The 26888-nt window shown below is 70.9% G+C and carries 25 protein-coding genes and 1 tRNA gene; 17 read left to right on the plus strand and 9 right to left on the minus strand.

Annotated features, from left to right (window positions below):
* Nucleotides 1–62 precede the first annotated feature (62 nt).
* On the minus strand, nt 63–542 hold the full coding sequence (locus Q0C38_RS07930) for a sigma-70 family RNA polymerase sigma factor (protein WP_291296536.1): 480 nt from the start codon (nt 540–542) through the stop codon (nt 63–65).
* Nucleotides 543–670: 128 nt separating this feature from the next.
* Between Q0C38_RS07930 and Q0C38_RS07935 the strand changes: the two genes are divergently transcribed.
* The 7 genes from Q0C38_RS07935 to Q0C38_RS07965 all read left to right on the plus strand — a co-directional run bounded on the left by Q0C38_RS07935 (nt 671) and on the right by Q0C38_RS07965 (nt 6058).
* Nucleotides 671–1399, plus strand: a complete 729-nt coding sequence (locus Q0C38_RS07935; protein ID WP_291296537.1) for a response regulator — start codon at nt 671–673, stop codon at nt 1397–1399.
* Between the two features lie 313 nt (nt 1400–1712).
* Nucleotides 1713–1916: a CsbD family protein gene (locus Q0C38_RS07940; RefSeq protein ID WP_291296538.1), complete on the plus strand. Its 204-nt coding sequence runs from the start codon at nt 1713–1715 to the stop codon at nt 1914–1916.
* A 274-nt stretch (nt 1917–2190) separates the two neighbouring features.
* Nucleotides 2191–2352, plus strand: a complete 162-nt coding sequence (locus Q0C38_RS07945) for a DUF1328 domain-containing protein (protein WP_291296539.1) — start codon at nt 2191–2193, stop codon at nt 2350–2352.
* A gap of 38 nt (nt 2353–2390) precedes the next feature.
* Nucleotides 2391–3239: a diacylglycerol kinase family protein gene (locus Q0C38_RS07950; protein WP_291296540.1), complete on the plus strand. Its 849-nt coding sequence runs from the start codon at nt 2391–2393 to the stop codon at nt 3237–3239.
* A gap of 10 nt (nt 3240–3249) precedes the next feature.
* Nucleotides 3250–4023, plus strand: a complete 774-nt coding sequence (locus Q0C38_RS07955) for a metallophosphoesterase (protein ID WP_291296541.1) — start codon at nt 3250–3252, stop codon at nt 4021–4023.
* 53 nt (nt 4024–4076) lie between these two features.
* The gene (locus Q0C38_RS07960; RefSeq protein ID WP_291296542.1) at nt 4077–5813 is read left to right on the plus strand and encodes an AI-2E family transporter; all 1737 of its coding nucleotides are present in this window, start codon (nt 4077–4079) and stop codon (nt 5811–5813) included.
* Nucleotides 5810–6058 carry a hypothetical protein gene (locus Q0C38_RS07965; protein WP_291296543.1) on the plus strand — a complete coding sequence of 83 codons (249 nt, stop codon included), beginning with the start codon at nt 5810–5812 and terminating at the stop codon, nt 6056–6058. The genes Q0C38_RS07960 and Q0C38_RS07965 overlap by 4 nt, the downstream gene beginning before the upstream one ends.
* A gap of 34 nt (nt 6059–6092) precedes the next feature.
* Here the strand turns inward: Q0C38_RS07965 and Q0C38_RS07970 are convergent.
* The 6 genes from Q0C38_RS07970 to Q0C38_RS07995 all read right to left on the minus strand — a co-directional run bounded on the left by Q0C38_RS07970 (nt 6093) and on the right by Q0C38_RS07995 (nt 13002).
* Nucleotides 6093–6168 (minus strand) — tRNA-Lys (locus Q0C38_RS07970).
* 92 nt (nt 6169–6260) lie between these two features.
* Nucleotides 6261–6830 (minus strand): peptidylprolyl isomerase, encoded by a 570-nt coding sequence (locus Q0C38_RS07975; protein ID WP_408870017.1) that lies wholly within the window; start codon nt 6828–6830, stop codon nt 6261–6263.
* A gap of 40 nt (nt 6831–6870) precedes the next feature.
* Nucleotides 6871–7422, minus strand: a complete 552-nt coding sequence (gene coaD / locus Q0C38_RS07980) for a pantetheine-phosphate adenylyltransferase (RefSeq protein ID WP_291296544.1) — start codon at nt 7420–7422, stop codon at nt 6871–6873.
* Nucleotides 7419–10172 carry a DNA gyrase subunit A gene (gene gyrA, locus Q0C38_RS07985; RefSeq protein WP_291296597.1) on the minus strand — a complete coding sequence of 918 codons (2754 nt, stop codon included), beginning with the start codon at nt 10170–10172 and terminating at the stop codon, nt 7419–7421. Before gyrA ends, coaD begins: the two co-directional genes overlap by 4 nt.
* Before the next feature lie 192 nt (nt 10173–10364).
* On the minus strand, nt 10365–12383 hold the full coding sequence (locus Q0C38_RS07990; protein WP_291296545.1) for a BTAD domain-containing putative transcriptional regulator: 2019 nt from the start codon (nt 12381–12383) through the stop codon (nt 10365–10367).
* Between the two features lie 292 nt (nt 12384–12675).
* On the minus strand, nt 12676–13002 hold the full coding sequence (locus Q0C38_RS07995) for a hypothetical protein (protein WP_291296546.1): 327 nt from the start codon (nt 13000–13002) through the stop codon (nt 12676–12678).
* Between the two features lie 272 nt (nt 13003–13274).
* Between Q0C38_RS07995 and Q0C38_RS08000 the strand changes: the two genes are divergently transcribed.
* From Q0C38_RS08000 to Q0C38_RS08025, 6 genes are all read left to right on the plus strand, one after another.
* Nucleotides 13275–13415, plus strand: coding sequence for a hypothetical protein (locus tag Q0C38_RS08000; RefSeq protein ID WP_291296547.1), 141 nt, complete (start codon nt 13275–13277; stop codon nt 13413–13415).
* Nucleotides 13416–13627: 212 nt separating this feature from the next.
* Nucleotides 13628–14437, plus strand: a complete 810-nt coding sequence (locus Q0C38_RS08005; RefSeq protein WP_291296548.1) for a DUF6065 family protein — start codon at nt 13628–13630, stop codon at nt 14435–14437.
* Between the two features lie 31 nt (nt 14438–14468).
* Nucleotides 14469–15413, plus strand: coding sequence for a threonine/serine dehydratase (locus Q0C38_RS08010; RefSeq protein ID WP_291296549.1), 945 nt, complete (start codon nt 14469–14471; stop codon nt 15411–15413).
* A gap of 101 nt (nt 15414–15514) precedes the next feature.
* The gene (locus Q0C38_RS08015) at nt 15515–16396 is read left to right on the plus strand and encodes an amino acid ABC transporter substrate-binding protein (protein WP_291296550.1); all 882 of its coding nucleotides are present in this window, start codon (nt 15515–15517) and stop codon (nt 16394–16396) included.
* Nucleotides 16397–16403: 7 nt separating this feature from the next.
* Entirely contained in the window at nt 16404–17828 is a 1425-nt protein-coding gene (locus tag Q0C38_RS08020; RefSeq protein WP_291296551.1) for a bifunctional enoyl-CoA hydratase/phosphate acetyltransferase, read from the plus strand.
* Between the two features lie 57 nt (nt 17829–17885).
* Entirely contained in the window at nt 17886–18311 is a 426-nt protein-coding gene (locus Q0C38_RS08025; RefSeq protein ID WP_291296552.1) for a nuclear transport factor 2 family protein, read from the plus strand.
* 2 nt (nt 18312–18313) lie between these two features.
* Here the strand turns inward: Q0C38_RS08025 and Q0C38_RS08030 are convergent, their stop codons facing one another.
* Together Q0C38_RS08030 and mmsB are read right to left on the minus strand one after the other, a co-directional pair.
* A complete protein-coding gene (locus tag Q0C38_RS08030; protein WP_291296553.1) occupies nt 18314–19843 on the minus strand; it encodes an ATP-dependent DNA helicase RecQ in 1530 nt (509 codons plus the stop codon).
* Nucleotides 19844–19847: 4 nt separating this feature from the next.
* Nucleotides 19848–20735 carry a 3-hydroxyisobutyrate dehydrogenase gene (mmsB, locus tag Q0C38_RS08035; RefSeq protein ID WP_291296554.1) on the minus strand — a complete coding sequence of 296 codons (888 nt, stop codon included), beginning with the start codon at nt 20733–20735 and terminating at the stop codon, nt 19848–19850.
* A 132-nt stretch (nt 20736–20867) separates the two neighbouring features.
* Between mmsB and Q0C38_RS08040 the strand changes: the two genes are divergently transcribed.
* From Q0C38_RS08040 to Q0C38_RS08055, 4 genes are read left to right on the plus strand one after another with little or no spacing between them, the layout of a single operon-like run.
* Nucleotides 20868–21782, plus strand: coding sequence for a xanthine dehydrogenase family protein subunit M (locus tag Q0C38_RS08040; RefSeq protein ID WP_291296555.1), 915 nt, complete (start codon nt 20868–20870; stop codon nt 21780–21782).
* Nucleotides 21779–24538 (plus strand): molybdopterin cofactor-binding domain-containing protein, encoded by a 2760-nt coding sequence (locus Q0C38_RS08045; protein WP_291296556.1) that lies wholly within the window; start codon nt 21779–21781, stop codon nt 24536–24538. Before Q0C38_RS08040 ends, Q0C38_RS08045 begins: the two co-directional genes overlap by 4 nt.
* Entirely contained in the window at nt 24535–26031 is a 1497-nt protein-coding gene (locus tag Q0C38_RS08050; protein WP_291296557.1) for a 6-hydroxynicotinate reductase, read from the plus strand. Before Q0C38_RS08045 ends, Q0C38_RS08050 begins: the two co-directional genes overlap by 4 nt.
* Nucleotides 26028–26888 (plus strand): UPF0280 family protein, encoded by an 861-nt coding sequence (locus Q0C38_RS08055; protein ID WP_291296558.1) that lies wholly within the window; start codon nt 26028–26030, stop codon nt 26886–26888. Before Q0C38_RS08050 ends, Q0C38_RS08055 begins: the two co-directional genes overlap by 4 nt.

Consider the following 26888-nt stretch of genomic DNA (forward strand, 5'->3'; position numbering starts at 1 on the left):
GAGGTCCTGGGTGTTGCAGTGCATTGACAGGGAGCGGCATGCGGCGACGGACTCGAGGACGGTTAGCGGTGATCCGCGCGCGCGAGATCGGCAAGGCGGGCGCGGGCGCGCGACACGCGTGCCTTCATCGTGCCCTCCGCCACGCCGCAGATCGACGCCGCTTCCGCATGGCTGAGCCCGTGGGCTCCCACCAGGATCACGGCCTCGCGCAAGGCCGGCGCGAGTTTCTGCAACAGCGCGATCATCGCGTCTGCCGTGAGCGCGCTTTCGGGCCGTGGCGCGGCCGCGGTTTCCGACACGGCGAGAATGTCGCCGACGGCGCGCTGCTCCGCCGTGCGACGACGCAGCGCGCTGATGCGGATATTGCGCAGCGTCGTGAACGCGAAAGGGCGCAACCCTTCGCCCGCGGGAACGGTGGTGGCCGCAAGCAGGCGCAGCACCGCCTCCTGGACGAGATCGTCCGCCTCCGTCCTGTTGCCCGACAGCGCCAGCGCGTAGGCGCGCAGGCGGGGCACGAGGGCCAGCAGGGCCTCGCGGTCCACCCCGGCACTGGCGCCTTGCCCCTGGGCCCCAACACCTTCGCCCGGCTTGTCGCTCCGCTGGCCACGACCGTCCACGCCGCTCACGCCGCCATCACCGAGGGAGACCGACGATGCCCCACGCCGCGAACATGAGCGCGCGCAGCGCCTGGCCGGAAAGCGCGCTGCTCGATGCCCTCCCCGCGGCACGACGCTTCGCGCGCGTGCTCGTCGGCAGCCAGCAGGAGGGAGATGCGATCGTCGCCCTCGCACTCCTGTCGCTGCCCGAGCGTGCCTCGGCGCGCGCGGCCCTCTATGCCGCGATCGCCGCTGCGGCACCGGACGGGCCGGCCGATGCCACGCTCGGCCGCGCCGGACGGCGGATGCTGCTTCTCACCACACTCGAAGAGCAGGCGCCCGACGAGGCCGCGGCGGTCCTCGGCCTGCCGCTCGATGACGCCCTGCCCGCCCTTGCCGCTGCGCGTGCGGCCCTGCAGCAGGCAGTCTCGGCCGACGTTCTCGTGATCGAGGATGAGCCGATCATCGCGATGGACATCCAGGCCCTCGTGCGTCGCGCCGGCCATCGCGTGGTCGGCGTCGCGGCGACGGAGGCACAGGCTATCGGGCTCGCCGAACAGCTGCGCCCGAGCCTGATCCTCGCCGATGTCAATCTCGGCCGCGGCGGCGATGGCTCGCGCGCCGTCGCCCGCATCCTCGAGACGATGCGGGTGCCGGTGATCTTCGTCACCGCGTATCCCGAACGGCTGCTGACCGGCGAAGGGCGGGAGCCTGCCTTCGTGGTGACCAAACCGTTCGACCCGACATCGCTTGCCGTCGCGACCTACCAGGCCACCGCCGGGCGCACGCCGCAGCTGATCTGACCGGAACCGACCCGATCGGACGCGATCTGATCGGACGTGAGCTGATCGGACGTGAGCTGATCGGACGCGATCTGATCGGACGCGATCTGATCGGACGCGATCTGATCGGACGCTATCTGGCACGGCCGCAACACGACAAGCCATGGAATACGTTGCGTTATCCGATCGATATGCGATGCCAGCATCGGCCATGCCCGATGAACGTGCCTCCCTCATGCAGGTTTCCGCGCAACCAGGCCCGGCGCGCCGCGTTCCTCCAGCATGGTTGCGGTATTCCGTCGCAGCCGCAAGCTGAAGCAAGCGGAGAAATCCCATGAACTGGGACCAGATGGCCGGCAACTGGAAGCAGATGACCGGGAAGGTCAAGGAACAGTGGGGCAAGCTCACTGACAGCGACCTCACCGAGATCAACGGCAAGCGCGACCAGCTGATCGGGCGCGTGCAGGAGCGCTACGGCATCGCCAAGGAAGAGGCCGAGCGCCGGGTCTCCGACTGGGAAACCAGCTTCCGCGGCTGATCGTTGATTGACCGAACGCCCTCCCCTCTCGCGGGGCGGGCCACGACCAGTGCCGGCCACATCCATTTCCCCCCTCCTGGATGAGCCGGTCGCTGCCATCGCCGCCGCTGCCGCACGCCCACGGGCGGCGGCACGGCGGCGATGTGCGTTCCGGGACCGCACCGTTCCAGCCCCGGTTTGCCTCCACCATTCGCCCCGGCGGGGCTCGCTGCAACCCGGGCCCGCCCTGCGGCGTTGATGACAACGCAACGATCCGCCCAAGGGAGTCGCCATCATGCTCAGCTACGCCCTCGCCTTCCTCGTGCTCGCACTGATCGCCGGCGTATTCGGCTTCGGTGGCATCGCCTCTGCCGCCGCCGGCATCGCCAAGGTGCTGTTCGCGATCTTCATCGTACTGTTTGCCGTCTCGCTGATCGCCGGGGCGGTCGGAGCCTGAGACAGGCCGGAACGCAAGGGGGAAGCGTGTGCGGCCTCATGCGCATCGCCTTGGTGGTGAACCCGCGCGCACGCGGCGTATCGCGGCTCGCCGGCGGCGCTGACGGTCTCGTCGCCGCCGTCGCCGACGCGGGCTTCACATTCGCCGTGCCGTCCGCTCCTGGCGCGCCGATCGAGGACCAGCTCGCCGCCGCGCTCGCGGCCGCGCCCCAGGCGATCCTCGTGGCCGGCGGCGACGGCACGGTGACAGCCGTTGCCGCGCGCATCGCGGGCACTGAGATCGCACTCGGCATCCTTCCGGGCGGGACGATGAACCGGCTCGCAGAGCGGCTCGGCCTGCCGAAGGACCCGCACGCAGCGATCGCGCTGCTCGCGACGGCAGCACCAGCGCCGCTCGATGCCGCCTCGGTGAACGGGCAGTTCTTCCTCTACCAGTCGCTGATCGGACGCCCCGCGCGGCTGGCGCATTTCAGGGAACGCGCGCGCGACGGTGACGCTGGCTGGCGAAGCCTCGCACTCGCCCTTGTGCGCTCCCTCGCCCGCCCGTTCCGCGGCCGGCTGAGGCTTCGCGCCCACGGCGGTTGGCGGCGGTTGGCGGTCGCGGCCGTGGTCACCGTGCCAGCTTCCGGCGCCGCGAACGGGCTCCTGGCCGAAGCAGTGCGCCGCAGCAGCACGGTGGTCGGCGCGCTCCAGGGCTGGGCCTGGCTGCGCGGCAGGCTCGCGACTGCGCCTGGCGTCGACCACGTCACGACACCGACGCTCGCGGTGCTGGCCGGTGGCGGCGCGGTCCGCGTCACGCTCGATGGTGAAATGAAGCTGCTGGCCTCGCCGCTGCGCTTCCGTCACCGCCCGGCAGCGCTCAGCGTCCTCGTTCCTGTGTCAAAATGATATGGCTGTCATGCCAAGGGTGATCGCGCATCTGTCCGACCTGCATTTCGGAACCGTTCCGCCAGGTGCGGTCGAGGCGCTGGCCGTCGACATCGCCGCGGCGCGGCCCGATCTCGTCGCCGTCACCGGCGATCTCACGCAGCACGCGGATCCGGGCGAGTTCGCCGAGGCGAAGCGCTTCCTCGCCGCCCTCCCCTGCCCCTGGATCGCCGTGCCCGGCAACCACGACATCCCGCGCTTCGGGTTCGGCGAGCGCCTGTTCGATCCGTTCGGCCGCTGGCGCCGGCACCTCGCCCTCCCGACCGAACCGGTGTTCGACGACGGCGAAATGCTCGTGATCGGCGTCAACACCGTCCGCCGCACCGCGGCGCATCTCGACTGGTCCGCCGGACGCGTCTCGGGCGCGCAGGTCGCGCGCATCGCGCGGCTGGCGGATGAGCGGCGCGGCAGGCGCATCGTGATCGCGCTGCACCATCCCGTGCGACACCCACGCTGGGCGGCGGGGCGCCGCGCGCTCGGCCGCGGCGGGGCGATGCTCCGCGCGCTCAGGCCCTTCGGCGTCGATGCGCTGCTGGCGGGCCACCTGCACCGCGCGATTGCTGGAGGGGCCAAAGCGAGGCCTGTGGAACTCGTCGCGGGCTCTGCCCTCTCGGCGCGCGATGGCGGCGAGGGCAACAGCTACAATCTCGTCTCGCTCTCGGGCGATGGCCTCGGTGTCACGGTGCGGCGGCACATCGATGGGTGCTGGTGCGAACGCCATCCTGGCGTTGCAGGTGTTCCGTGATCCCCCCGGGGCCAGCGCCGCCGCCGCCTCCCCCGCCCCGCTCGCTCGCCGGGGTGATCACCGTCGGAATCCTGCTGGCGGTTCTCTATGTCGGGCAGGCGGTGTTCGTGCCGCTCGCTCTCGCGCTGCTTCTCTCCGTCGCGCTGCTGCCGCCCGCCTCGTGGCTCGAGCGGCAGGGACTGCCGCGCATTGCCGCCGTGCTGGTCGTTCTGCTGCTCGCCCTCGCAGCGATCGGCGGGGTGCTGCTGCTGGTCGTGTCGCAGGCGATCACGCTGGCCGAGAACCTGCCAGCGTACGAGGCGAGCCTGCGCGAGCGGCTGCGCGCGGTAAGCGACGGCTCCGGCGTGCTCGACCGCGCGGCGCAGACGCTCGGCCGCCTGGCGGAAGAGCTTTCGTCCCCACCCCCCACGGCACCGACGCAGGTGGTGACGGTCGCATCCGACAGCGGCGGGTCACTCGCCGCCCTGCTCGATTTCGCGACCTGGCTTGCGGCCCCCGCGGCATCACTCGCCGTTGCACTTCTGTTCATGACGTTCCTGCTGTTGCAGCGCGAGGATGTGCGTGACCGCGTGCTGCGCCTCGCCGGGCTGCAGGACCTGCCGCGCACCACGCTGGCGATGACGGATGCGACGGCACGCGTCGGTCGCTACCTGCTGATGCACGCCTCGGTGAATGCGTTCTTCGGCACGGCCATGGGGCTTGGGCTCTGGGCGGTCGGGATCCCCAATGCGCCGCTCTGGGGCGTTCTCGCCTTCGTGCTGCGCTTCGTCCCGTTCATCGGCGTCTGGCTGTTCCTGTGCTTTCCCGTCGCGATCGCGGTCCTGACCTCCGAGGGCTGGGTCACGGTGCTTCTCGTGCTCGCCGTGTTCGTGGTGGTCGACATCATCGCAACCTATGCGCTGGAGCCGTGGCTCTATGGCTCAAGCGCGGGGATCACGCCGCTCGCGCTGCTGCTGTCATCGGCGACGTGGACCGTGCTGTGGGGACCCGTCGGGCTGATCCTCGCACCGGCCATCACCGCTTGCCTCGTGATCATCGGCCGGCACGTCCCGGCACTCGGCTTCCTCGACGTGCTGCTGGGGACTGGCGAGGCGCTGCCGGCGCCGACGCGGTTCTACCAGCGCCTGCTGGCCGACGACATCGCCGGCGCGCGAGCGATCGCCGAGGCGCATGCGGCGCGCGAGGGACAGCTCGCCGCGCTGAGCGACCTGGCCGTGCCAGCGATCGCCGCCGTGGCGCGGGACAGGCGCGAGCAGAGGGTGTCGGAGCGTGAGGTCGCGCGGCTTGCGGCCGCCATCGCCGGCAGCGTGCGGACGCTATGCCCGGCGGTGGGGGCGCCGGGGGTGGCGGCGGAGAACGCTGCGCGCCCTGTGGCGCTGATCCCCGTCGCAGGCCCGCTCGATGCTGCCGCTGCGGCGATCGTTGGCACGGCGCTGCGCTGCTCCGGCCGCGCCGTGGCATCGGGCATCGAGGGCGGGGAGGACGCTCCGGCACTGGCACTGCTGTGCGCGGCAGGCAGGACGGGGCGGCGGATCGCGCGTGCGCTCGCGCTCGGCCAGCGCAGCGGCGCAGCCGTCGCACTCGTCACGCTCAGTGGCGAGGGGCCGGCGAGCCTGCCGAACGGGCTCGGCCGCCACTTCGCCGGCCTCGGCCCCATGCTCACCGCTCTCGGCGGCGTGACCGCCCCGACAGACCCCAGGCACCCCGACCCTGGGCCCCCGCACCCGACGCAACCCGGGGCCCGGCGTGGCGTTGAGACTGCACGAACAGTGACGGAGATCGTGTCATGACGACCACACGCCTTCTAGCGACCGGTGCGATCCTTGCCCTCGCGCTGGCCGGCTGCGGCCAGACGACGGGCGATCGTGCGATCTCGGGTGGTGCGCTCGGTGCCGCGGGCGGTGCTGCCGTCGGTGGGTTGACGGGCGGAAGCCTGCTCGGGGGCGCCGCACTCGGCGGTGTCGCCGGCGCCGCCGCCGGCGCGCTGACAACGCCCGATGACGTGAACCTTGGCAAGCCCGCCTGGCGGGACTGATGCGCGCTGCGTGAGGCGCCCCTCACAGGGCGCATGGTGAGCCGGGTGGGACTCGAACCCACGACCACGAGATTAAAAGTCCCGTGCTCTACCAGCTGAGCTACCGGCCCCCACCGCGCCCTGGCGAGACAACGCCGCGGCGCGGCGGGTTTCTATGCCCGCCGCGCCGAGACGTCAAAGCAGGTCGGTCAGCGGAGCCCGCTCACTCCCGCACATCGGCGGCAACGCGCAGCCTGACGATGCGGTCGGGCGGGTTGGCGACTGTGCCGTTGCGATTCGCGTCGCCGCGCTTGATCGCGTCGACATGCTCCATGCCCTGCACCACCTGGCCCCAGATCGTGTACTGGTTGTCGAGGAACGGCGCCGGCGCGAACATGATGAAGAACTGGCTGTTGGCGCTGTTCGGGTCCTGCGATCGCGCAGCGCCCACGGTGCCGCGCAGGAAGCGCGCGCGGTTGGAGAACTCTGCCTGGATGTTCGGCAGGTCGCTCTTGCCGGTGCCGGTGCCCGTCGGGTCGCCGCCCTGGGCCATGAAGCCCTCGATCACGCGGTGGAACGGCGTGTTGTCGTAGAAGCCCCTGCGCGCGAGCGCCTTGACCTGCTCCACATGCTTCGGCGCGAGGTCGGGGCGAAGCTGGATCACGACGCGCCCTCCCCTGAGGTCGAGGAACAGCGTATTCTCCGGGTCGCGTGCCGGCGCCTGGGCGTCAGCCGCGGTGGCCGTCATCAGGAACACCGCACCCATCAGCGCACGGCGAAGCGTTGTCGTCATATGGCATCTCCCCTGGGAGGTTTTTCCGGTCCTTGTGGCGTCAGTCGTGCGCCGAACCCGACCCTGATGCAAGCCGGGCGGCATCGCCCTCCGCCGCCACCTTCACCGTCACGGCAGAGAGCACATCGGGCGTGACGAAGGGCGAGATGTCACCCGACAACCGCGCGATTTCCTTCACGAAACGGCTCGAGATGAAGTGCACGCCCTCGCTCGCCATCAGGAACACCGTCTCGATACCGGGGTCGAGCCGCGCGTTCATCCCGGCCATCTGGAACTCGTACTCGAAATCGCTCACCGCCCGCAGGCCGCGGATGATGACACGCGCCTCCATGCGCCTGGCGAAATGGATCAGCAGCGTATCGAACGCCACGACCTCGATCACCGTGCCGTTGCGTTCAGCGATCGGCGCGATCGCTGCCTGGAGCATGGCCACACGCTCGCCGATCTGGAACAGCGGCCCCTTCCCGGCGTTGGCGGCAACGCCCAGCACCAGGCGGTCGACCAGCTTCGCCGCACGACCGACGATATCGAGATGCCCCTTGGTGACCGGATCGAACGTGCCGGGATAGAGGCCGATGCGGGGCGCGCTCATGACGCGTCGTCCTCTCCACCATCCTCCGGCGCAGCGGTGTCAGGGCCATCCTCCGGTGCCGTGTCGCCATCCTCGTCCTCGACGATGGGGAAGGCAGCGGCGACGTGCTCGTCATCCTCGATGCGGAACAGCGTGACACCCTGCGTCGCGCGGCCGGCAAGGCGGATCTGCGCCACAGGCATGCGGATCGTCCGGCCCGCATCGGTCACGAGCATCAGCTGGTCACCGTCGCGCACGGGGAAGGTGGCAGCGACCGCGAGCCCGTTGCGGTTCGTCAGCGCGACGCCGTTGATGCCGAGGCCGCCGCGGCCCGAGATGCGGTATTCATAGGACGACGTGCGCTTGCCGTAGCCGCCGGCGGTGACGGTGAGCACGAACTCCTCCGCCTCCTCCAGCGCGGCAAAGCGCTCCGGTGAGAGAACGATCTCCGCGGCCGCCTCATCGATGGCGGGCTCTTCCACCGGCACGTCCGCCACCGGCTCCTCGCCCTCGCCCACCTGCTCGCTGAGCTGGCGGCGGCGCGCGATCGCTGCCTTCAGGTAGGACGCGCGCTCATCGGGCGTGGCATCGACATGGCGCAGAACCGAGAGGCTGATCACCTCGTCGCCCTCCGCGAGCCTGACACCGCGAACGCCGGTCGAGGTGCGGCCCGAGAACACGCGGAGCTCGTCGGCGACGGAGAACCGGATGGCGCGGCCGAGACGGGTCGCGAGCATCACGTCATCGGTCTCGCGCACGGCCTGCACGCCGATCAGCTTCTCGCCGTCGGCGAGCTTCATCGCGATCAGCCCGTTCTGGCGAACGTTGCGGAAATCGGACAACCGGTTGCGGCGCACATCGCCGGCCGAGGTGGCGAACACGGCGTAGTGGCTGTCCCACAACGCCTCGTCTGCCGGCAGGGCGAGCACGGCGGTGATGCTCTCGGCTGGCTCCAACCCGCCGAGGAGCTGGCGGATGTTGCGGCCCCGCGCCTGCGGTGCGGCTTCGGGCAGGCGCCACACCTTGAGGCGGAAGGCCATGCCGCGGCTTGTGAAGAACAGCACCTCGTCGAGATTGTTGGCGACGAAGATGCGCGTGACCGCATCCTCCTCGCGCGTCGCCATGCCGCTGCGGCCGCGGCCGCCGCGACGCTGCGCGCGGAAGGCCGACAGCGGCACGCGCTTGATGAAGCCCTCGCGCGTCAGCGTCACCACCATCGTCGCCGGCTCGACCAGGCTCTCGTCGTCGAGGTCGCTGTCGCTGTCCTCGATCGCGGTGCGCCGGGGCTCCGCGAAGCGTGCGCGGATGGCGACGAGCTCCTCGCGGATCGTCGCGAGCCTGAGCGGGCGGGCACCGAGCAGGCCGAGCAGCTCGGCGATCGTCGCGGCGAGCCCCTGGAGCTCCTCGGCGATCTTGTCGCGCTCGAGCCCGGTCAGGCGCTGCAGGCGAAGGTCGAGGATCGCGCGGGCCTGCGCATCGGTCAGCCGCAGCGTGGCATCCTCGGCGAGCGCATTGGCGGGATCATCGACCAGCGCGAGCAGGGGTGCGAGATCGGCGGCAGGCCATGCGCGCGCCATCAGCGCTGTGCGCGCCGCGGCCGCATCCGCACTCTCGCGGATCAGGCGGATCACCTCATCGATATTGGCGACGGCAACGGCGAGTCCGATCAACGCATGCGCACGATCACGCGCCTTGCTCAACCGGAACCGCGAGCGGCGGATCACCACCTCCTCGCGGAAGGCGAGGAAGGCTTCCAGCATCGGCTTCAGCCCCATCTGCTCGGGGCGGCCACCATTGAGCGCGAGCATCTGCACGGGGAAGCTGATCTGCAGCCGCGTGAACCGGTAGAGCTGGTTCAGCACGATCTCGCCGTTCGCGTCCTTCTTGAGCTCGACGACGACGCGCACGCCGTCACGATCGCTCTCGTCGCGGATGTCGCTGATGCCCTCGATGCGCTTCTCGCGCACCAGGCTGGCGATCTGCTCGAGCAGGTCGGACTTGTTCACCTGGTAGGGGATCTCGGTGACGACGATGCCGTCACGATCCTTCCTGATCTCCTCGACCGAGGCGCGGGCGCGGACGGCGATGGAGCCGCGGCCCATCTCGAAGGCGGAACGGATGCCTGTGCGGCCGAGGATGATGCCGCCGGTCGGGAAATCGGGGCCGGGGATGAGCTCCATCAGCCGCGCGAGATCGGCCTCGGGCTCGTCGATCAGCAGGATCGTCGCGTCGACCACCTCGGCGAGGTTGTGCGTCGGGATGTTCGTCGACATCCCCACCGCGATGCCGGACGTGCCGTTGACGAGAAGGTTCGGGAAGGCGGCGGGGAGCACGCGCGGCTCCTCCGTCGTCTCGTCGTAGTTCGGCTGGAAGTCGACCGTCTCCTCGTCGATGCCATCGAGCAGGTCGGCGGCGGAGCGGGCCAGCCGCACCTCGGTGTAGCGCATCGCCGCTGGCGGATCGCCGTCCATCGAGCCGAAATTGCCCTGCCCGTCGATCAGCGGCAGGCGCATGCTGAACGGCTGCGCCATGCGCACCATGGCGTCATAGATCGCGCTGTCGCCGTGCGGGTGATACTTGCCCATCACGTCACCCACCACGCGGGCGGATTTGCGGTGCGGCTTGTCGTGGGTGTAGCCGGCCTCGTGCATCGCATAGAGGATGCGGCGGTGAACGGGCTTCAGCCCGTCGCGCACATCGGGCAGCGCGCGAGAGACGATCACGCTCATCGCGTAGTCGAGGTAGGAGCGGCGCATCTCCTCCTCGAGCATCACCGGCGCGATCTCTGGCGGTATTCCCGCGGGGGGTGTCGGCGTGTCGGTCAAGCGGCGTTCCCATGGGCGTGCCGTGGGTGCGTCATCGCAGCCAGGCGAGGCTCTGCCGGCCCCGGCAGGACCCTACCCCAGGCGATGGTGCGTCGCAACAAACCCTGCCGACGAGTCCCGCTCCGTGGAACGCACCACTCAGTCCTTCGGAAGCCCGGCGCGCAGCAGCCCCTCGGCGAGGGTGCGGAGGTCTGCATCCCGCACATAGGGGCAGGTGGCGAGGAAGCCCGCGACGGTGAAGCCAGGCTCGATCGCCAGCAGCCGTCGGCCGGCCGCGTGCGCCTCCTCGGTGCGGCCGAGCAGGCCGAGCGCGGCGGCGTAGGGCTTCCAGGCAGCGGTGAGCCGAGGCTGGACGGCGATCACCGCCTCGCCGATCGCCACCGCCCGCCCAGGCTCGCCCTCCAGCAGCGTCGGCGTCATCAGCCCCGTCTCGAACAGGAAGGCGTGCGGGTCCATCGGCGAGAGGCGGCGATAGCGCTCGATCCGCCGGATCGCCTCCGCATGCCGCCCGGCATAGCCATGTGCCGCCCCCGAGAACACCCAGGCCATCGGCAGGTTCGGGTTCAGGCCGAGGGCCCGCTCGTGCAGCGCGATCGCCTGGTCGTGGCGGCGGTGCAGGTAGGCCTGGACGTGGCCGGCGATGGTCAGCCCCCGCGCATCGGCGGGGTCGAGCGAGACGGCACGCTCGGCCAGCGCGCCGGCAGCCGCCATCGCCTCCTCCGCCGTGTCGGCCCAGCCCTGGCCCACCAGGAACACGTGCCAGTAGGCGTACCAGGCATGCGGGGCGGCATAGTCGGGCTCGCGCGCGATTGCGGCGGCCAGCAGCACGCCAGCCTCCATGAACGGCACGCGGTCGAGCCGGTAGATCGCCGGAATGGCCCGCAGCAGCATGTCGTAGGCGGTGGCCGGCGCCGGCGCCCGGCTTTCGGCACGCCTCGCCTCGATCAGCAGGATCTCGGGGTCGACGCGCGCGACCACCTCGGCCGCCACCTCGTCCTGCAGCGCGAAGATGTCGGAAGCGTCACGGTCGAAGCGTTGCGCCCACACCACCTCGGCAGAGGCGCGGAGGTCGAGCAGCGACAGCGCCACCCGCACCTGGGTGCCGCCGGCTGCCGCCTGCACGCTGCCGGCGAGCATCAGGTCAAGGCCAAGGTCGGCGCGGGCGCGGACCGTGTCGGTCGGGTCCTCGAGCCGCGCGATCGAGGCCGAGGAGACGACGGCCAGCCAGCGGAAGCGAGAGAGAGCGGTGGTGATCTCGTCGGCGAGCGCGATGGAGAGATGCTCCCCCGCCCCGCTGCCAAGCAGCTTGAGCGGTGCGACGCCGATGCGCGCCCCGCGTGCGGCAGGGCGGGCGGCAGGAAGCGCCAGCGGTGCCTCTGCCGGCGTGACGCGGGCGGCCCCCTCGGCACGAAGGTCGGTGCGCAGCTTCTGGGCGAAATCCTCGAGCATGGAGGACGGTGCGGCGCCTGCCTGGGACAGCGTCTCGCGCGCCTGGCCGAAGGCTTCGAGCGCGCCGGCACGATCACCGAGATCGGCCAACGCCTGCATCAGGGCGAGCCACCCGGTCTCATGCGCGGCATCGATCCCGGTGATGCGGCGCGCGGCGACCGCGCGCGCCTCCGGCTGGTCATGGGCGCTGAAATGCCCCTCGGCGAGGGAGCGCGCGCGTTCGCGAAAGCGGCGGCGTTCCTCGACCAGCCACGCATCGAAGGCAGGGTCGAGCCCGTCGAGATCCTCGAGCAGGGGGCCTTCGACGACATCGAGCGCGGCGGGTTCGGCGGAGCCCAGGCGCAGCACCTCGGTCGCATCGACCCAGAGCCTGTCGCCGACCAGCGTGGCGGTCTCGCGCGTCGCGAGCAGAACCTGGCCGCAGGGGCTGAGCGCCTGGCCGAGCTCGTGCAGCGATTGCCGCAGCGAGGCGCGGGCCTGCTCGCGGTCACGCGTGCTCCAGAACAGGCTGGTCAGGCGCGAGCGCAGCACGGGGCGGCCGGCTGAGAGGGCGAGGACGGCGAGGATGCCGCGGGTCTTGCGCACGCGCGGCAGCACGCGTTCGCTCGCCAGGCCCCACGCGTCCATGCGGCCGATGAGGCGCAGGCGCAGCGTGACCTGGTCAGCCTCGCGGGGCGGGAGCGGGGCTTCGCCGAACCCGTCAGGCATCGGGCCAAGGCATGCAAGATGGAGGCGCCACAGCGCCAACCTATCCGATTCCTGGGCGAATTGACCACCCGCGATGCGCGCGTGGGTAATCAGGCCGCGCGCATCTACTCTCCGGAAGCCCGTCCGGGGCGCGGCAATGCGCGTATCCTCACGCGGTCGCGCTGCGATTTCCCGCAGGTCCGACGGGATCGTCGGCGTCATGCGTCGTGTCATTCGGGCGGAACGATCGCGCAATTCCTGCCGAAGCGCGCGAATGGGCGCCGCGGCTCCCGCCGCGGAGCGAGGACTGGGGTCAGTGCAGCGCCGTGCGGGCGAGGGCGAGCGGCGGGGTCGTGCGCGGTTCGCGCGCCTCGCCCTGGCCGGCGCAGAGGCGGTTCATCTCGTGCACCGCCGCCATCAGGTCGAACACGGCGTGCTGGAGGTGGCGCACGAGGTCCTCGGCCCTGCGCTCGGCGAGCCTCTCATCGAGCGTGTCGGTGTAGGGGGGAGCGGGGGCGGCGACGCCGGCGGAGAGGTATTCGGCGTACCACGCCGCGAAGCGCTGGGCGGTCGCGAGCACGTTGAGCAGGATTGGATCGCCAGTGACGATTGGCGCGTCCTGCGAGGAGTCCTTCGTCATCGTGTGTCCTTGCGTTCGGAGGGGGTGGATGCCCGCCTTCCCCAAGGTTTATTTCGGTTTCGCGAAGGTGACGCGTGAGAACGCCGTCATGGTGCGTCAGAACCGAGGCTAACCCTGGGTTGCAGCGGCGCCCGGCATTCACGAAAGGAGAAAATACCGGGTTGATAGGATTTTTCTCTTGCACACCCCGATTTGACCGGCATATGGTCCGTTGCGTCGGCGGGATACCTCCAGCCGGGCAGAAGAACGAGACGCAGGAACAGGAACAGATCATGACCAAGCGCATCCGCCTCCCCGCCGCCGCAGCAATCGACGCCGGCAAGGTCCGCCTCGGTGGCATCATCAACCCGCTGCCGCGCACCGTGGCTGACCAGGGCCGCGTGAAGCTCGGCGGCATCGCCCCGATCGTCTGATTTCCCTGCCTGCTGCTGCCGCGCGCCCTCCACCGATCGGGGCCGGCGCCGGCGGCAGAGGCAGCGCGAGGCCCAACTGGGGCGCCCCTCCCCCCTCCCCGCCCCGGGCCTCGCGCGCCCCCCAGCTCCCCACTGCCGATGCCCCGCGCAGCAAGACGCGACGTTCCGTCAAACGGAACAGGGCCTGAGAACCGCTAGAGGATGATGGTCCTATGACGAAGCTCCCAGCCACCACGCTCTCTGCCCCCCTGGTCACCTTTAACCGCATGATCGGCACCGCCCGCGCCCCCCAGCGCGCCGACCGCTCGGGCGCCGGCACGCTGCCGACGCGCGCCTTCCGCTATTGCGAGGCGGTGACCACCGCGACGGGCCTGGGCTGGTACGTCTTCCCCCCCATCGGCCTCACCTTCATCTGGGACGGCTCGCAGGTGTTCTGGACATGGGACGGCGGCGAGGAGCACGGCTTCCTCCCGCTGACCGTCGCTCAGTTCCCCGGCTTCGCCGACACCTTCGATGCCGCGGCACCCGAGAAGGTGCGCGGCTATTCGCCGCCCTTCGTCGCCGCGCTGAAGGAACCTGGCGTGGTGCAGATCTGGTCCGGCCTGATCGCCCGCACTGCCCCCGGCTGGAGCCTTCTGGTCCGCCCTCCCGCCAACCTGCCGCGCGCGCCCGGCTACGAGGTGTACGAGGGCGTGGTCGAGACCGACCGCTGGTTTGGCCCCCTCTTCACGAATATCCGCCTGACGAAGACCGACGTGCCGGTGCGACTCGATCCCGACTTCCCCTTCGCCACGGCCATTCCCGTGCCCCGCATGATGTATGCCGAAGAGTTGCAGAACTCCGGCCGCGTGGTCGCCGACATCGCGACGATGACCGACGAGGACTGGGCCGACTACCGAACCACGGTCGTCGAGCCCTGCATCGACCCGGACCGGCACCGCGGCCGCTATGCCGCGGAAAGCCGCAAGCGCCGGAAGGGCGAATGCCCCTTCGCCGCTGCCGCCGCTGCCGCCGCCTCCTGACGGGAGCGTCCAGCCGCTCTACAGTGGCTGGATGATCACGATCGACGACATCCGCGCCGCAGCGGGGCGCATCGCCCCCTTCGTCCGCCGCACGCCCACCATGGCCGCAACCCCCGCCCACGCGAAGCTGTGCGCCGACGGCACCGTGACGCTGAAGCTCGAATGCCTCCAGGCCTCGGGCAGCTTCAAGGCGCGGGGGGCATTCAGCCGGCTCACCCTGCTCGACGAGGCGGGCCGCGCGCGCGGCCTCGTCACCGCCTCTGGCGGCAACCACGGCATCGCGATTGCCTATGCCGCGCGCGAGGCCGGCCTGCCCGCGACCGTGGTGGTGCCGACCGGCGTTCACCCCGACAAGGCAGCGCGCATCCGAAGCTACGGCGCGACACTGATCATCGAAGGGGCCGTCTGGGACGAGGCGGATGCGCGGGCGCACGCCATCGCCGCCGAGACCGGTGGGGCCTATGTCCACCCCTTCGCCGATCCTGCGGTCGCCGCAGGCCAGGGCACGATCGCCCTCGAGGCGCTCGCAGACGATCCGGGCATCGACACCTTCCTCGTCGCGATCGGTGGCGGCGGGCTCATCACGGGCATCGCGGCGGCTGCCGCTGCGCTGAAGCCGACGATCCGGATCGTCGGCGTAGAGCCGACCGGCGCGCCCACGCTCCACGCCTCACTCGCAGCCGGGCAGGTTGTGACCCTTCCCTCCGTGACAACCCGCGTGCCGACGCTCGCCGCGCGCCGGACGGACGAGGCGAACTTCGCGCTCATCCAGCGCCATGTGGCCGAGATCGTGCTGGTGGAGGATGAGGATCTCGCGCACGCCAGCCGCCATCTCTGGGCGGAATACGGGCTTGCGGCCGATCTCTCCGGCGCTGCCGCCGCCGCCGCCCTGCTCGCCGGCGCCTACCGGCCGGCGCCTGGCGAGCGCGTCTGCGCCATCGTCTGCGGTGCCGGCGGCGACGCGCTGGTTGCCTGAAGTCACAACCTGAGACAAAGGCTTCGCAGAGAGGCGCTTGCATCCTTCCTCACTTGCGCCGCATGGTCGCGTGCCGGCTGATCATGGGAGAGAAAAACGCGATGCGACGTGCTGTTCCGAGCGCAATCCTCGGCGTCTTCATGCTTGCCCTCGGCAGCGCCAATGCTGTGGCCGACGCACTGTCGGACGCCGTCGCGCGCGGCAATGTCCGCCTTGGCGTGCGCGCCGATGCGCCGCCCTTCTCCGTCGCACGCCCCGAAGGCGGCTATGCCGGCTACCAGATCGACATCTGCCAGGCGGTCATCGCCGAGATCTCGCGCGAGGCCGGCAAGACGCTGACGGCGGAGTTCGTCGTCGTCGATGCCGGCAACCGCTTCGCCATGCTCACCGAGAAGCGGGTCGACCTGCTGTGCGAGGCCTCGTCCGTCACGCTCGGCCGGCGTGAGCGCGTCGACTTCTCGCTGCCCACCTTCATCACGGGCGCCGGACTGATGGGCCGGCTGACGCCAGGTCCCGTCTCGATTCCCCCCCTGGGCGGCGGCGGCGTCGGCATGCCCGCCAATCCACCGCGACGGCTGGGCGTGCTCGCCGGCACGACGACGGAGGTCGCGGTCAAGGGGCTGGTCGCCGCGGGCCAGCTCCAGGCGCAGGTGATCGATGTCGCGACCCATGGCGATGGCGTCACCGCGCTGTCAGCCGGGCTTCTCGACGGCTATGCCGCGGATCTCGAGATCCTGGTCGATCTCCGCGGCCGCACCACGACGCCGGATGCCTTCGTGATCGCGGACAGGCTGATGACGCTCGAGACCTACGGCATCGCGATGGCGCGCGGCGAAAGCGGCCTCAGGCTCGCGGCTGATCGCGCGATTGCGCGCCTCTACCGCGACGGCGGCATCGTCGAGATCGCGCGGCGGCACTTTCCCGGCCGCGCGCCGGGCGATGCCTTCGCCGCGATGGTCCTGATCAACGCCCTGCCTCAGTAATCCTGCGATGGAGGCGGCCTCGAATCGGACCTTCGACGAGATCGCCATCGGCGACACCGCGACCGTGACGCGCACCCTGGCGCAGAACGACCTCGTGGTGTTCGCCCACGCCTCGGGCAACCTCAACCCGTTGCACCTCGACGGCCGCCAGGGCGAGGGTGACGACGAGACGGCAGTGGCCCCCAGCATGTGGGTTGCTGCGCTGTTCTCGGCCGTGCTCGGCAACCGCCTGCCGGGGCCCGGAACGCTCTACCGGTCACAGGCCGTGCGCTTCCTCGGCCGCGCCCATGTCGGCGACACGCTCTCGGTGCGCGTCACGGTGCGCGAGAAGCGGGCGGGCAACGTCGTGCTGTTCGATGGGGTGGTGACCAACCAGCGCGGCGCGATCATCGCCGAGGGCGAGTGCGAGGTTCTGGCGCCGACGAAGCGCGTGGCCCTCGGCGACGCGAACCTGCCCGACCTCGTGTTCCACCGCCATGCCAAGTTCGACCGGCTGATCGCTGCCTGCGCCGGCCTCCCCGCGCTGCCGACCGCCGTTGCCCACCCCTGCGACGGCGCCTCCCTCGAAGGCGTGGCGGAGGCGGCGAAGGCAGGGCTGATCATTCCCCTCCTGGTCGGGCCAACGGCCAAGATCCGGGCGGCGGCGGAGGCGGCGGGCGTCGACATCACCGGCTTCGAGATCGTCGACGCGCCCCACAGCCATGCCGCCGCCGCGCGGGCCGTGGCACTCGTGCACGAGGATCGTGCCGCCGCCGTCATGAAGGGCGCGCTGCATTCGGATGAACTGCTGCACGAGATCATCAAGCGCGACGGCGGATTGCGCACGAAGCGTCGCCTCAGCCACGTGTTCGTGCTCGATGCGCCCGGCCTCTCCCATCTCCTGCTCGTGACGGATGCCGCGATCAACATCCTGCCCGACCTGATGACGAAGGCCGACATCGTGCAGAACGCGATCGACCTCGCGCGCGCCATCGGCATCGCACGGCCGAAGGTCGCGATCATGAGTGCAGTCGAGACGGTAAATCCTGCCATTCCCTCGAGCATCGATGCAGCCGTCCTCTCCAAGATGGCAGAGCGCGGGCAGATCACCGGCGGCATCGTCGATGGGCCGCTCGCGATGGACAATGCAATCGACATCGATGCCGCACGCACCAAGGGCATCGCCTCGCTCGTCGCGGGCCACGCCGAGGTGCTGGTGGTGCCGAACCTCGAGGCCGGCAACATGCTTGCCAAGAACCTCACCTTCGTCGCGCATGCCGATGCCGCGGGCCTGGTGCTCGGTGCCGCCGTGCCGGTGATGCTGACCAGCAGGGCGGACGATGCGCGCGCGCGCCTCGCCTCGGCTGCCCTCGCGGTGCTGCACCACCACTGGCAGGTGACGGGCACGAGCGCCGTTCCGCCACAGGAACAGCCGACCGATCTCGGCGCCTGAGGGCGTGCGCGCACTGGCGCTTCGGGCCGGCCTGGCCGGCGGCACAGGAGAGAGGCGATGATGGATGGTGCCGGCGCCACGCAGCGCGAGGCGTTGATCGCGCGCGTGCAGCGCTTCGTGCTGCTGTCGATGGCGAAGGACCCGGAGGCGAGCAGCTACCTCGCCCCCGGTGCCGTGATCGTCTTCACCGGCGGCCGGCATTTCGCCGCGCCACAGGAGGTCGGCCGCTTCAACGCCGCCCGCTACGCCCATGTCGCCAAGCGCATCGAGCGGTGGGACGTCGCACCGGACGCGGAGACGGGCGGCCTTGTCGTCTACTGCCTCGGCGTTCTCCACGGCGCCTGGCCTGACGGGCGTTCGTTCGACGGCAATCGTTTCGTCGACCGCATGGTCGTCCGGCCCGATGGGCTGATCGTGCGCGCGGATGTTTGGAACGACAGCGCCGAACGCATGCTCGACCCGGCCCTCGACGGCAGCAACTGACTTCAGCGAAACGGCGCGAGGGCGGCCAGGAACGCCTCGCCGAAATCAGCGAGCTTCTTCTCGCCGACGCCAGGCAGCGCTGCCATCGCCTCGCGCGACGCTGGCCGCGCGGATGCCATGGCGGCCAGCGTGCTGTCGGGGAAGATCACGTAGGCCGGCACCTTGCGGTCACGCGCGAGCGTGAGCCTCAACGCCTTCAGCGCGACGAGGCACGGGTCGGACGCATCGACGGCATGCGCGGCGGCAGCGGCCTTCGGCGCGCGGCGCTTCTCCACCGGCGCATGCACGCCCTCGCTGCCGGCGCAGATGTCGCAGGCACCGCACGCCTCGCTCTCCTCCCCGAAATGCGCGAGCAGCGCGACGCGGCGGCAGGTGCGGCTCTCGGCATAGCCGATCAGCGCGCGAAGCCGCTGGAGTTCCATCCGCTGGTGCGCATCGGGCGCGTTGCCTTGCGCGATCATCCGACGCCGCATCATCACGTCAGCCATCGAGAACAGCATGGTCGCGCGCGCGGGCTCGCCATCGCGCCCGGCGCGGCCGATCTCCTGGTAGTAGGCCTCGACGCCGCCCGGAAGCCCGGCATGGATGACGAAGCGCACGTCGGGCTTGTCGATCCCCATGCCGAAGGCGACGGTCGCGACCGCAACCGCACCCGGTTCGGTCATGAAACGGTCCTGCGCCTCGGTGCGCGCGTCCGTCGTCATGCCGGCATGGTAGGCGAAGGCGTTGACGCCGCGGGATGCGAGCATCGCCGCCACGGCCTCCGTGTCCTTGCGGCTGGTGCAGTAGACGATGCCGGCAGCCCCCTGCTCTGCCGCCACCAGGGCAGCGATGCGCGCCTCGGCCCCCGCCTTGCCGGATTTAGGCTCGACCGCCAGCGTGATGTTCGGCCTGTCGAAGCCGAGTACGTGCACGAGCGCGCCCTGCCTCAGCAGCACGCGCGCGATCTCGCGCCGCGTCGCCGCATCGGCGGTTGCCGTGAACGCGCCGATCGGAACGGCATCGAAACGCTCGCGCAGGCAGGACAGCGCCATGTACTCGGGGCGGAAATCATGGCCCCACTGGCTCACGCAATGCGCTTCGTCGACGATGATGGCAGAGAGGTCGAGACGCCCCAGCGCATCGAGCATGCGCGGATCGGTGAGACGCTCGGGACTCATGTAGAGCAGCGCAAGGTCGCCGCGCGCCGCTGCCCGCCAGGTCTCGACATTCGCCGCGCGATCGGATGCGCTGTTGATCGCGCCCGCCGGAACGCCGCTTGCCTGCAGACGCTGCACCTGGTCTGCCATCAGCGCGATCAGTGGCGAGACCACGACCGCGATCGCCCCGCGCGCCTGGTGCGCGACCGCGGCCGGCACCTGGTAGCACACGCTCTTCCCCGCCCCCGTCGGCATCACCGCCAGGACGTCGCGCCCTCCGCCGAGCGCGCGGACGACGTCTTCCTGGCCAGGGCGGAAGCCCGGGAAGCCGAAGCGCCGCCTCAGCGTGCCGAGGAGAGGATCGTCGCGTCCGTCGCCCCCGGATCCGGCCACCCCATCAGGCGCCACGGATCATCCTGATGATGCCGGAGAAATCAACGCCGGCATCCCCGCCTTCGGCGAAGCGGCGATAGAGGGCGGCGGCGACCGCGCCAAGCTCGGCGTGCGCGCCATTCGCCTCGGCAGCCCCGCGGGCAAGCTCGAGGTCCTTCAGCATCATCGCCGCGGTGAAGCCTGGCGCGTAGCCGCGGTTTGCAGGGCTCGTCGGCACAGGGCCGGGAACCGGACAGTAGGTGGTGAGAGACCAGCACTGGCCGGAGGAGGCGGATGCGATGTCGAACAGCGCCTGGTGCGACAGGCCGAGCTTCTCGGCGAGCACGAAGGCCTCGGCGACGCCGATCATCGAGATGCCGAGGATCATGTTGTTGCAGATCTTGGCCGCCTGCCCCGCCCCCGCCTCGCCGGCATGGACGATGCTGCGCCCCATCGCGGCGAGGATCGGCTGCGCGCGCATCACGTCATCGGGCGTGCCGCCGACCATGAAGGTCAACGTTCCCGCCTCCGCCCCGCCGACACCACCGGAGACGGGCGCATCGATCATCGCGATGCCCGCCTCCGCCGCAGCGGCGGCCATCTCACGCGCGGTGGCGACGTCGATCGTCGAACAGTCGATCAGCAGCGCGCCGGGTTCCGCGACCTCCACGAGCCCGCCGGTGCCGCCATAGACGGCGCGCACCTCGCGGCCAGCGGGCAGCATGGTGATGATCACCTCGGCCCCCTCGGCAACACCCTGCGGTGTTTCAGAGGCGATGGCGCCCTCGGCAACGAGCTTGCCCGTGCGGTCGGGCGTGAGGTCGAACACCGTCAGCGCATGCCCGGCCCGCACCAGGTTCAGCGCCATGGGCGCACCCATGTTGCCGAGACCGATGAAGCCGATGCGCGCCATGACATTCTCCCCTTGCCGCGACCGGGCGGAATCGCGTTCCGCAGGGTAGGTCACGAAGGCCCGGGCCGAAACCCCCCGACGCGCCGGCGCGCGATGTCGCCGCGCGAGCGCGAGGGGGGCGCGACAGTGTGATTGACAAGCGAGGCCACGCCGGTAGATCGTATGCACACGAACAATATCGGCTGTGGCGAGGGAGAGCGTCGCACCGGACCGGAGACGGTGATGGGAAGCTATCTGCGCCCGACATCCATGCCCGAGGCGCTGGCAGCGCTTGCTGCCGGGCCGCGCATCGTGCTGGCCGGCGGGACCGACTACTACCCCACGCGCGTCGGCCGCCCGCCGGAGGATGACCTGCTCGACATCACTGCGATCGGCGCGCTGTCCGGCATCGTGGAATCCGATGCCGGCTGGCGCATCGGCGCGGCGGCCAGCTGGACCGACGTGATCGAGGCGCCCCTGCCGCCGCTATTCGACGGGCTGAAGGCCGCCGCGCGCGAGGTCGGCGGGGTGCAGATCCAGAACACGGGGACGATCGCGGGCAATCTTTGCAATGCGAGCCCGGCGGCCGATGGCATTCCGAACCTGCTTGCCCTCGACGCCACGGTGCATCTCGCCTCCGCGGGCGGTGAGCGTGCGGTGCCGATCGCCGGGTTCGTGCTCGGCAACCGCCGCACCGCGCGGCGGGGTGACGAGATGGTGACGGCGATCACCATCCCACGCCCGCGCAACCCTGCGCGCAGCGTGTTCCTCAAGCTCGGCGGGCGGCGCTACCTCGTGATCAGCATCGTCATGGTCGGGGCCGTGGCCGAGTTCGCCGAGGATGGCACGATCGCCACGGCCCGGCTCGCGGTGGGTGCGTGCAGCGCGGCCGCCGTCAGGCTTCCAGCACTCGAGGCCGCCCTGGCCGGCAAACGGCCGGACGGCGCGCTGGTGACGGAGGCGCATCTCGCCCCCCTCGCCCCGATCGATGACGTGCGCGCCCCCGCCGCATACCGGCGCGATGCCGCGCTCACCCTGCTTCGCCGCGCCGTGGAGGCCCTGCGATGAGATCGCCAGCGGAACGGATCGCCTTCACCCTCAACGGCGCGGCGGCGGACGTGCACACGCCCCCGGCGACGCGGCTGTCCGACCTGCTGCGCGACACGCTCGGGCTGACGGGCACCAAGATCGGCTGCAACGCCGGTGATTGCGGCGCCTGCACCGTGCTGCTCGATGGCCGCCAGGTATGTGCCTGCCTCGTTCCAGCGGGCCAGGTGGCGGGGCGCGCGGTGACGACGGTCGAGGGCCTCGCCGAACAGGGGCGGCTCTCGGCGCTGCAACAGGCCTTCGCCGACCAAGGTGCTGCACAGTGCGGCATCTGCACGCCCGGAATGCTGATGGCGGCAGCCGACCTGCTGGCCCGCAACCCCACGCCAGACGAGCCGGCGGTGCTCGATGCCCTCGGCGGCGTCCTCTGCCGCTGCACCGGCTATCGCAAGATCGTCGAGGCGGTGTTGAGCCTCGGGCGGAACGAGCGTTTGCCCGTCGATGCCGCTCCTGTCGCAGGAGCCGCCGTCGGCGCCCGCCTGCCACACCCCGACGCCGAGGCGATCGTCACCGGTGCGCATCGTTTCGGCGCCGATGCGCTGCCGGAGAGCGCGTTCCTGACGCTGCGCGCCGTGCGCAGCCCGCACCCGCATGCGCGGTTCGGCATCGGCGATCTCGCCCCGCTGCATGCACGCTTCCCCGGCCTCGTGCGCGTTCTCACCGCAGCCGACGTGCCTGGCCAAAACCTCTTCGGCATCTACCCGACAGGCAAGGACCAGCCCGCCCTCGCCCCGGGTCTCGTGCGGATGCGCGGCGAGGCTGTCGTCGCCCTTGTCGGCGATGCCGAGACAGTCGCCGCGATCCGTGACGAGGACGTTCCGATCACGTGGGAGGTCCTGCCCCCCGTGACCTTCGAAGATGCCCGCGCAGGCCTGGGGCCTGACCTGCACGCCCATGCGCCGGGCAACGTGCTCTGCCGTGGCCGCGTGAAGACAGGCGACGCCGAGGCAGCACTCGTGGCGTCGCCACACCGCGCCTCGGTCTCGGTCGAGACGGGCTTCGTCGAGCATGCCTATATCGAGCCCGAGGCCGGCTACGCGCGGCGTGTGGGCGAGCGCATCGAGATCGTCGCCTGCACCCAGACGCCGTACATGGACCGTGACGAGCTCGCGCTGATCCTCGGCATCCTGCAGGCCCAGGTGCGGGTGATCCCGACGGCAACGGGCGGCGGCTTCGGCGGCAAGCTCGACCTCTCGGTGCAGCCCCTCGTCGCGATCGCCGCGTGGCTGCTCGGCCAGCCCGTGCGCTGCGTCTACACGCGGCCCGAGAGCATGGCGTCCACCACCAAGCGCCATCCCTCGCGCATCACCGCGGAGGCCGCGTGCGACGCGGACGGAAAACTCACCGCCTATCGGTTCCACGGCGATTTCAACACCGGTGCCTACGCCAGCTGGGGCCCAACGGTGGCCAACCGCGTGCCGGTGCACGCGACCGGGCCCTACACCATCCCCAACGTGCTCAACACCTCCGCCGCGCTGCACACGACCGACACGCCCGCGGGTGCGTTCCGTGGGTTCGGCGTGCCACAGGCAGCGATCGCGCACGAGGCGCTGATGGACATGCTGGCCGAACGTTGCGGCCTCGATCCGCTTGCGTTCCGCCTCGCCAACGCGATCCGGCCCGGTGACGCGACACCGACGGGCCAGGTGCTGCGCCACGCCGTCGGCATGGCCGATTGCCTCGAAGCCCTCGCACCGCGGTGGATGGAGCTCCGCGCCGAGGCGGAGGCATTCAACCGCGCGGAGAAGGGCGCGTCGCGTCGTGGCGCGGGCGTTGCCTGCATGTGGTACGGCATCGGCAACACCTCGATGTCCAACCCCTCCGACATGACGCTCGGCCTCGCCCGCGATGGCACGCTGACGCTCTATTGCGGGGCGATGGATATCGGCCAGGGCTCGAAGACGATCATGGCGCAGATCGCGGCCGATGCGCTCGGCGTTCCCGTCGCCGCGCTCCGCGTCACCACCGCCGACACCGACCTCACGCGCGATGCCGGCAAGACCTCCGCCTCGCGGCAGACCTTCGTGTCGGGCAACGCGGCGAAGGCAGCGGGCGAGGACCTGCGCCGCAGGCTGCTCGCGCTCGCCAATGCCGGCCCCGATGCGCGGCTGGTGCCCACGCCGGGCGGCATCGTCATCGACGATGGCAGGCGGAGCGTGATCCCCGATCTCGTTCGCCTGGCAGCCGATCCGCATGGCGACGTGCTGGTGGGCGAAGGCAGGTTCGATCCGCCGACCACCGCGCTCGATGCCGATGGCCGGGGCATCCCCTACGCGGCCTACGCCTTCGCCGCGCAAGTGGCGCTGGTGGAAGTGGACACCGCACTCGGCACCGTCCGCCCCTTGCGCATCCTTGCCGCGCATGATGTCGGCCGCGCGGTGAACCCGATCCAGGTCGAGGGCCAGATCCATGGCGGCATCGCGCAGGGGCTCGGGCTCGCGCTGATGGAGGAGTTCTTCCCCGGCCGGAACGAGAACCTGCACGACTACCTGATCCCCACCATCGGCGACATCCCGCCCATCGAGGTGACGCTGGTCGAGGACCCCGATCCGCTCGGACCCTTCGGTGCCAAGGGTATCGGCGAGCCTGCGTTGATCGCGACAGCACCTGCCATCCTCGGCGCCGTCCACCACGCCACCGGCGTGCGGCTCACGCGCGCACCGGCCACGCCGGATCGCGTGCGCGCAGCGCTGCTCGCAGCCGGTGCCGCGCGATGACCGAGACGAAGCAATCGACCGACGCGCCTGACGCGGAGGCGCTCGCACACGCGAAGGACAGGGAAGGCGGCATCGTCACCTGCGATGCCTGCCCCGTTCTCTGCCGCATCCGACCCGGCAAGACGGGTGCCTGCGATCGTTACGGCAACGAGGCGGGCCGGCTGATCAGGATGGACCCGCTGGTGATCGCCGCGCGCGCCGGCCCCGACGGGGTGATCCCGTTCCTCGGCCAGGCGTGGGATGGCTCGGCGCTGTCAGGTGCCACCGCCTTCGTCACCGGCATCGGCGCCGGCACGACCTACCCCGATTACAAGCCCGCCCCCTTCATCGTCGCCTCCGAAATCGATGGGGTGGAGATGGTGACGGTCGTGACGGAGGGAATCTTCAGCTATTGCGGGCTGAAGGTGAAGATCGACACCGACCGTTTCATCGGCCCCGAATGCGCACCCGTGCGCGCGAATGGCGAGCAGGTGGGGCATGTGACGACGGCCGAGTACGGCTCGCAGATGCTCTCGCTCGGCGGCGTGCGACACCTCACGGGCGGCGGCAAGAAGGAAGGTGTGGTCACCTGCGACACGCTGCTCGCGCTCGCCAACAAGGGCGCGGTCGATCTCACCGTCGATGGTGGTGCTGCGCTCACCATCCAGGCTGGCCGCGCGCCGATCATCGGGGGCGTGGCGGAGGAGCGGATGCGGGTCGGCTGCGGCAGTGCCACGATCGGCATCTTCGCCCGGCAATGGCTCGGCCACGCCGACGAGGTGATCGTGGTCGATGACCACATCACCGGTGTTCTGTCCGAACACCAGGCGGGGCGCTTCCTCGACATGCGCCCCTCCGGCATCCGCGTGCGCGGGCGCCGCTCCACCCCAGGCCGCTACTTCCAGGTGGCGCATCCGGGCACGGGCTGGGGCGGCACCGACATCACCGATCCGCTCGCGATCATCGAGCGGATCGACGCCAAGCTCGCCTGGCCGGGGCTTCGGCTGCTGATGGTCAGCACCACGGGCGAGCATGCGGCCTGGTTCGTGCTAGACGACACACTGGCACCCGTGCCGGCCGACATGCCGCCCGCGATCACCGCGGTGGTAGACCGCATCGGCGAGAATTGCGAGCCGGCGCTGACGTCGGTGCTGTTCATGGCAGGCGCCGGCGGATCTCTCCGTGCCGGGGTGACGGACAATCCCGTTCGCCTCACACGCTCGGTGCGCGCCTCCCTCACGCGCGTCACGTCAGGCGGGGCGCCGGTGTTCCTCTGGCCCGGCGGCGGCATCACCTACATGGCCGACGTGCTGGCGATGCCGGATGGCTCCTTCGGCCATGTGCCGACGCCGGCCCTCGTGGCACCCATCGAGTTCACGCTTCCGCTCGCCGACTATGCCGCGATGGGCGGGCACATGGACCGCGTGCGCCCCCTCGCCTCGCTGCGTGAGCGGAACGACCTTCGGCCCATCGCGTGGGACGCGGCGAACCCCTGGCCAGTCGTGCCGGCGTGAGCGCCGTGGTCGCCATGCTGCCGGGCGGGCGGCTGCATCTCCAGCACGGGCCGATCGATGCGATCGTGCAGGCCTGGGGCGATGCGGGCGATGTGAGTGCGGCCTATGCGCAGGTCGCCCAAGCGTTTCCCGCCGTGCTGCCGGGACTCTGCGCCGAGCTCCCGCTGCTCCGCACCGCCCTTCCCTCACCGATGCCGCGTGGCGAGATCGCGCGGCGCATGCATGCGGCGTGCGCTCCATTCGCCAGCGGCTTCATCACCCCAATGGCTGCTGTTGCCGGCGCAGTCGCCGATCACCTTCTCACGACGCTGCTGCACGATCGGACTCTGGCCCGCGCGCTCGTCAACGATGGCGGAGACATCGCGATCCACCTCTCGGCAGGACAGTCGTTCCGCTGCGGGATTGTTGCGGACCTCGCGGCACCTGGCCTCAATGCGATCGCCACCATCGGCGCGCAGGACGGCATCGGTGGGATCGCGACGAGCGGGCGTCGCTGCAAGGGCAAGGGCGGGCGATCTTTCAGCGGCGGCATCGCGGATGCGGTGACGGTGCTCGCGGCCAGCGCCGCCGCGGCCGACGCGGCGGCGACGATGATCGCCAACGCCGTCGACCTGCCGGGCCACGCTGGCATCACACGCCGCCCCGCCTCGGCGATCGACCCCGACAGCGACCTCGGCGACCTTCCGGTGACGTGGGATGTCGGCCCTCTCACCGACGCCGAGATCGACGCCGCGCTGGAGGCGGGCGCGCGGGTTGCGCGAGACTGCGCCGCGCGCGGCCTCGCCACCGCCGCGATCCTGCATCTCGGCGGCCGCCGCGCCATCGTCGGCACGCCATCGTTTGCGATCGCCGCCTGA

This window comes from Elioraea sp. (assembly GCF_022842375.1).
Lineage (GTDB): Bacteria > Pseudomonadota > Alphaproteobacteria > Acetobacterales > Acetobacteraceae > Elioraea_A.

Bases quoted from the DNA above. Each gene is read 5' to 3' on its own strand.
- Q0C38_RS07935 (WP_291296537.1), top strand. From the start codon at position 671: ATGAGCGCGCGCAGCGCCTGGCCGGAAAGCGCGCTGCTCGATGCCCTC.
- Q0C38_RS07940 (WP_291296538.1), top strand. From the start codon at position 1,713: ATGAACTGGGACCAGATGGCCGGCAACTGGAAGCAGATGACCGGGAAG.
- Q0C38_RS07945 (WP_291296539.1), top strand. From the start codon at position 2,191: ATGCTCAGCTACGCCCTCGCCTTCCTCGTGCTCGCACTGATCGCCGGC.
- Q0C38_RS07950 (WP_291296540.1), top strand. From the start codon at position 2,391: ATGCGCATCGCCTTGGTGGTGAACCCGCGCGCACGCGGCGTATCGCGG.
- Q0C38_RS07955 (WP_291296541.1), top strand. From the start codon at position 3,250: ATGCCAAGGGTGATCGCGCATCTGTCCGACCTGCATTTCGGAACCGTT.
- Q0C38_RS07965 (WP_291296543.1), top strand. From the start codon at position 5,810: ATGACGACCACACGCCTTCTAGCGACCGGTGCGATCCTTGCCCTCGCG.
- Q0C38_RS07975 (WP_408870017.1), bottom strand. From the start codon at position 6,830: ATGACGACAACGCTTCGCCGTGCGCTGATGGGTGCGGTGTTCCTGATG.
- coaD (WP_291296544.1), bottom strand. From the start codon at position 7,422: ATGAGCGCGCCCCGCATCGGCCTCTATCCCGGCACGTTCGATCCGGTC.
- gyrA (WP_291296597.1), bottom strand. From the start codon at position 10,172: ATGCTCGAGGAGGAGATGCGCCGCTCCTACCTCGACTACGCGATGAGC.
- Q0C38_RS07990 (WP_291296545.1), bottom strand. From the start codon at position 12,383: ATGCCTGACGGGTTCGGCGAAGCCCCGCTCCCGCCCCGCGAGGCTGAC.
- Q0C38_RS07995 (WP_291296546.1), bottom strand. From the start codon at position 13,002: ATGACGAAGGACTCCTCGCAGGACGCGCCAATCGTCACTGGCGATCCA.
- Q0C38_RS08000 (WP_291296547.1), top strand. From the start codon at position 13,275: ATGACCAAGCGCATCCGCCTCCCCGCCGCCGCAGCAATCGACGCCGGC.
- Q0C38_RS08005 (WP_291296548.1), top strand. From the start codon at position 13,628: ATGACGAAGCTCCCAGCCACCACGCTCTCTGCCCCCCTGGTCACCTTT.
- Q0C38_RS08010 (WP_291296549.1), top strand. From the start codon at position 14,469: ATGATCACGATCGACGACATCCGCGCCGCAGCGGGGCGCATCGCCCCC.
- Q0C38_RS08015 (WP_291296550.1), top strand. From the start codon at position 15,515: ATGCGACGTGCTGTTCCGAGCGCAATCCTCGGCGTCTTCATGCTTGCC.
- Q0C38_RS08020 (WP_291296551.1), top strand. From the start codon at position 16,404: ATGGAGGCGGCCTCGAATCGGACCTTCGACGAGATCGCCATCGGCGAC.
- Q0C38_RS08025 (WP_291296552.1), top strand. From the start codon at position 17,886: ATGATGGATGGTGCCGGCGCCACGCAGCGCGAGGCGTTGATCGCGCGC.
- mmsB (WP_291296554.1), bottom strand. From the start codon at position 20,735: ATGGCGCGCATCGGCTTCATCGGTCTCGGCAACATGGGTGCGCCCATG.
- Q0C38_RS08045 (WP_291296556.1), top strand. From the start codon at position 21,779: ATGAGATCGCCAGCGGAACGGATCGCCTTCACCCTCAACGGCGCGGCG.
- Q0C38_RS08050 (WP_291296557.1), top strand. From the start codon at position 24,535: ATGACCGAGACGAAGCAATCGACCGACGCGCCTGACGCGGAGGCGCTC.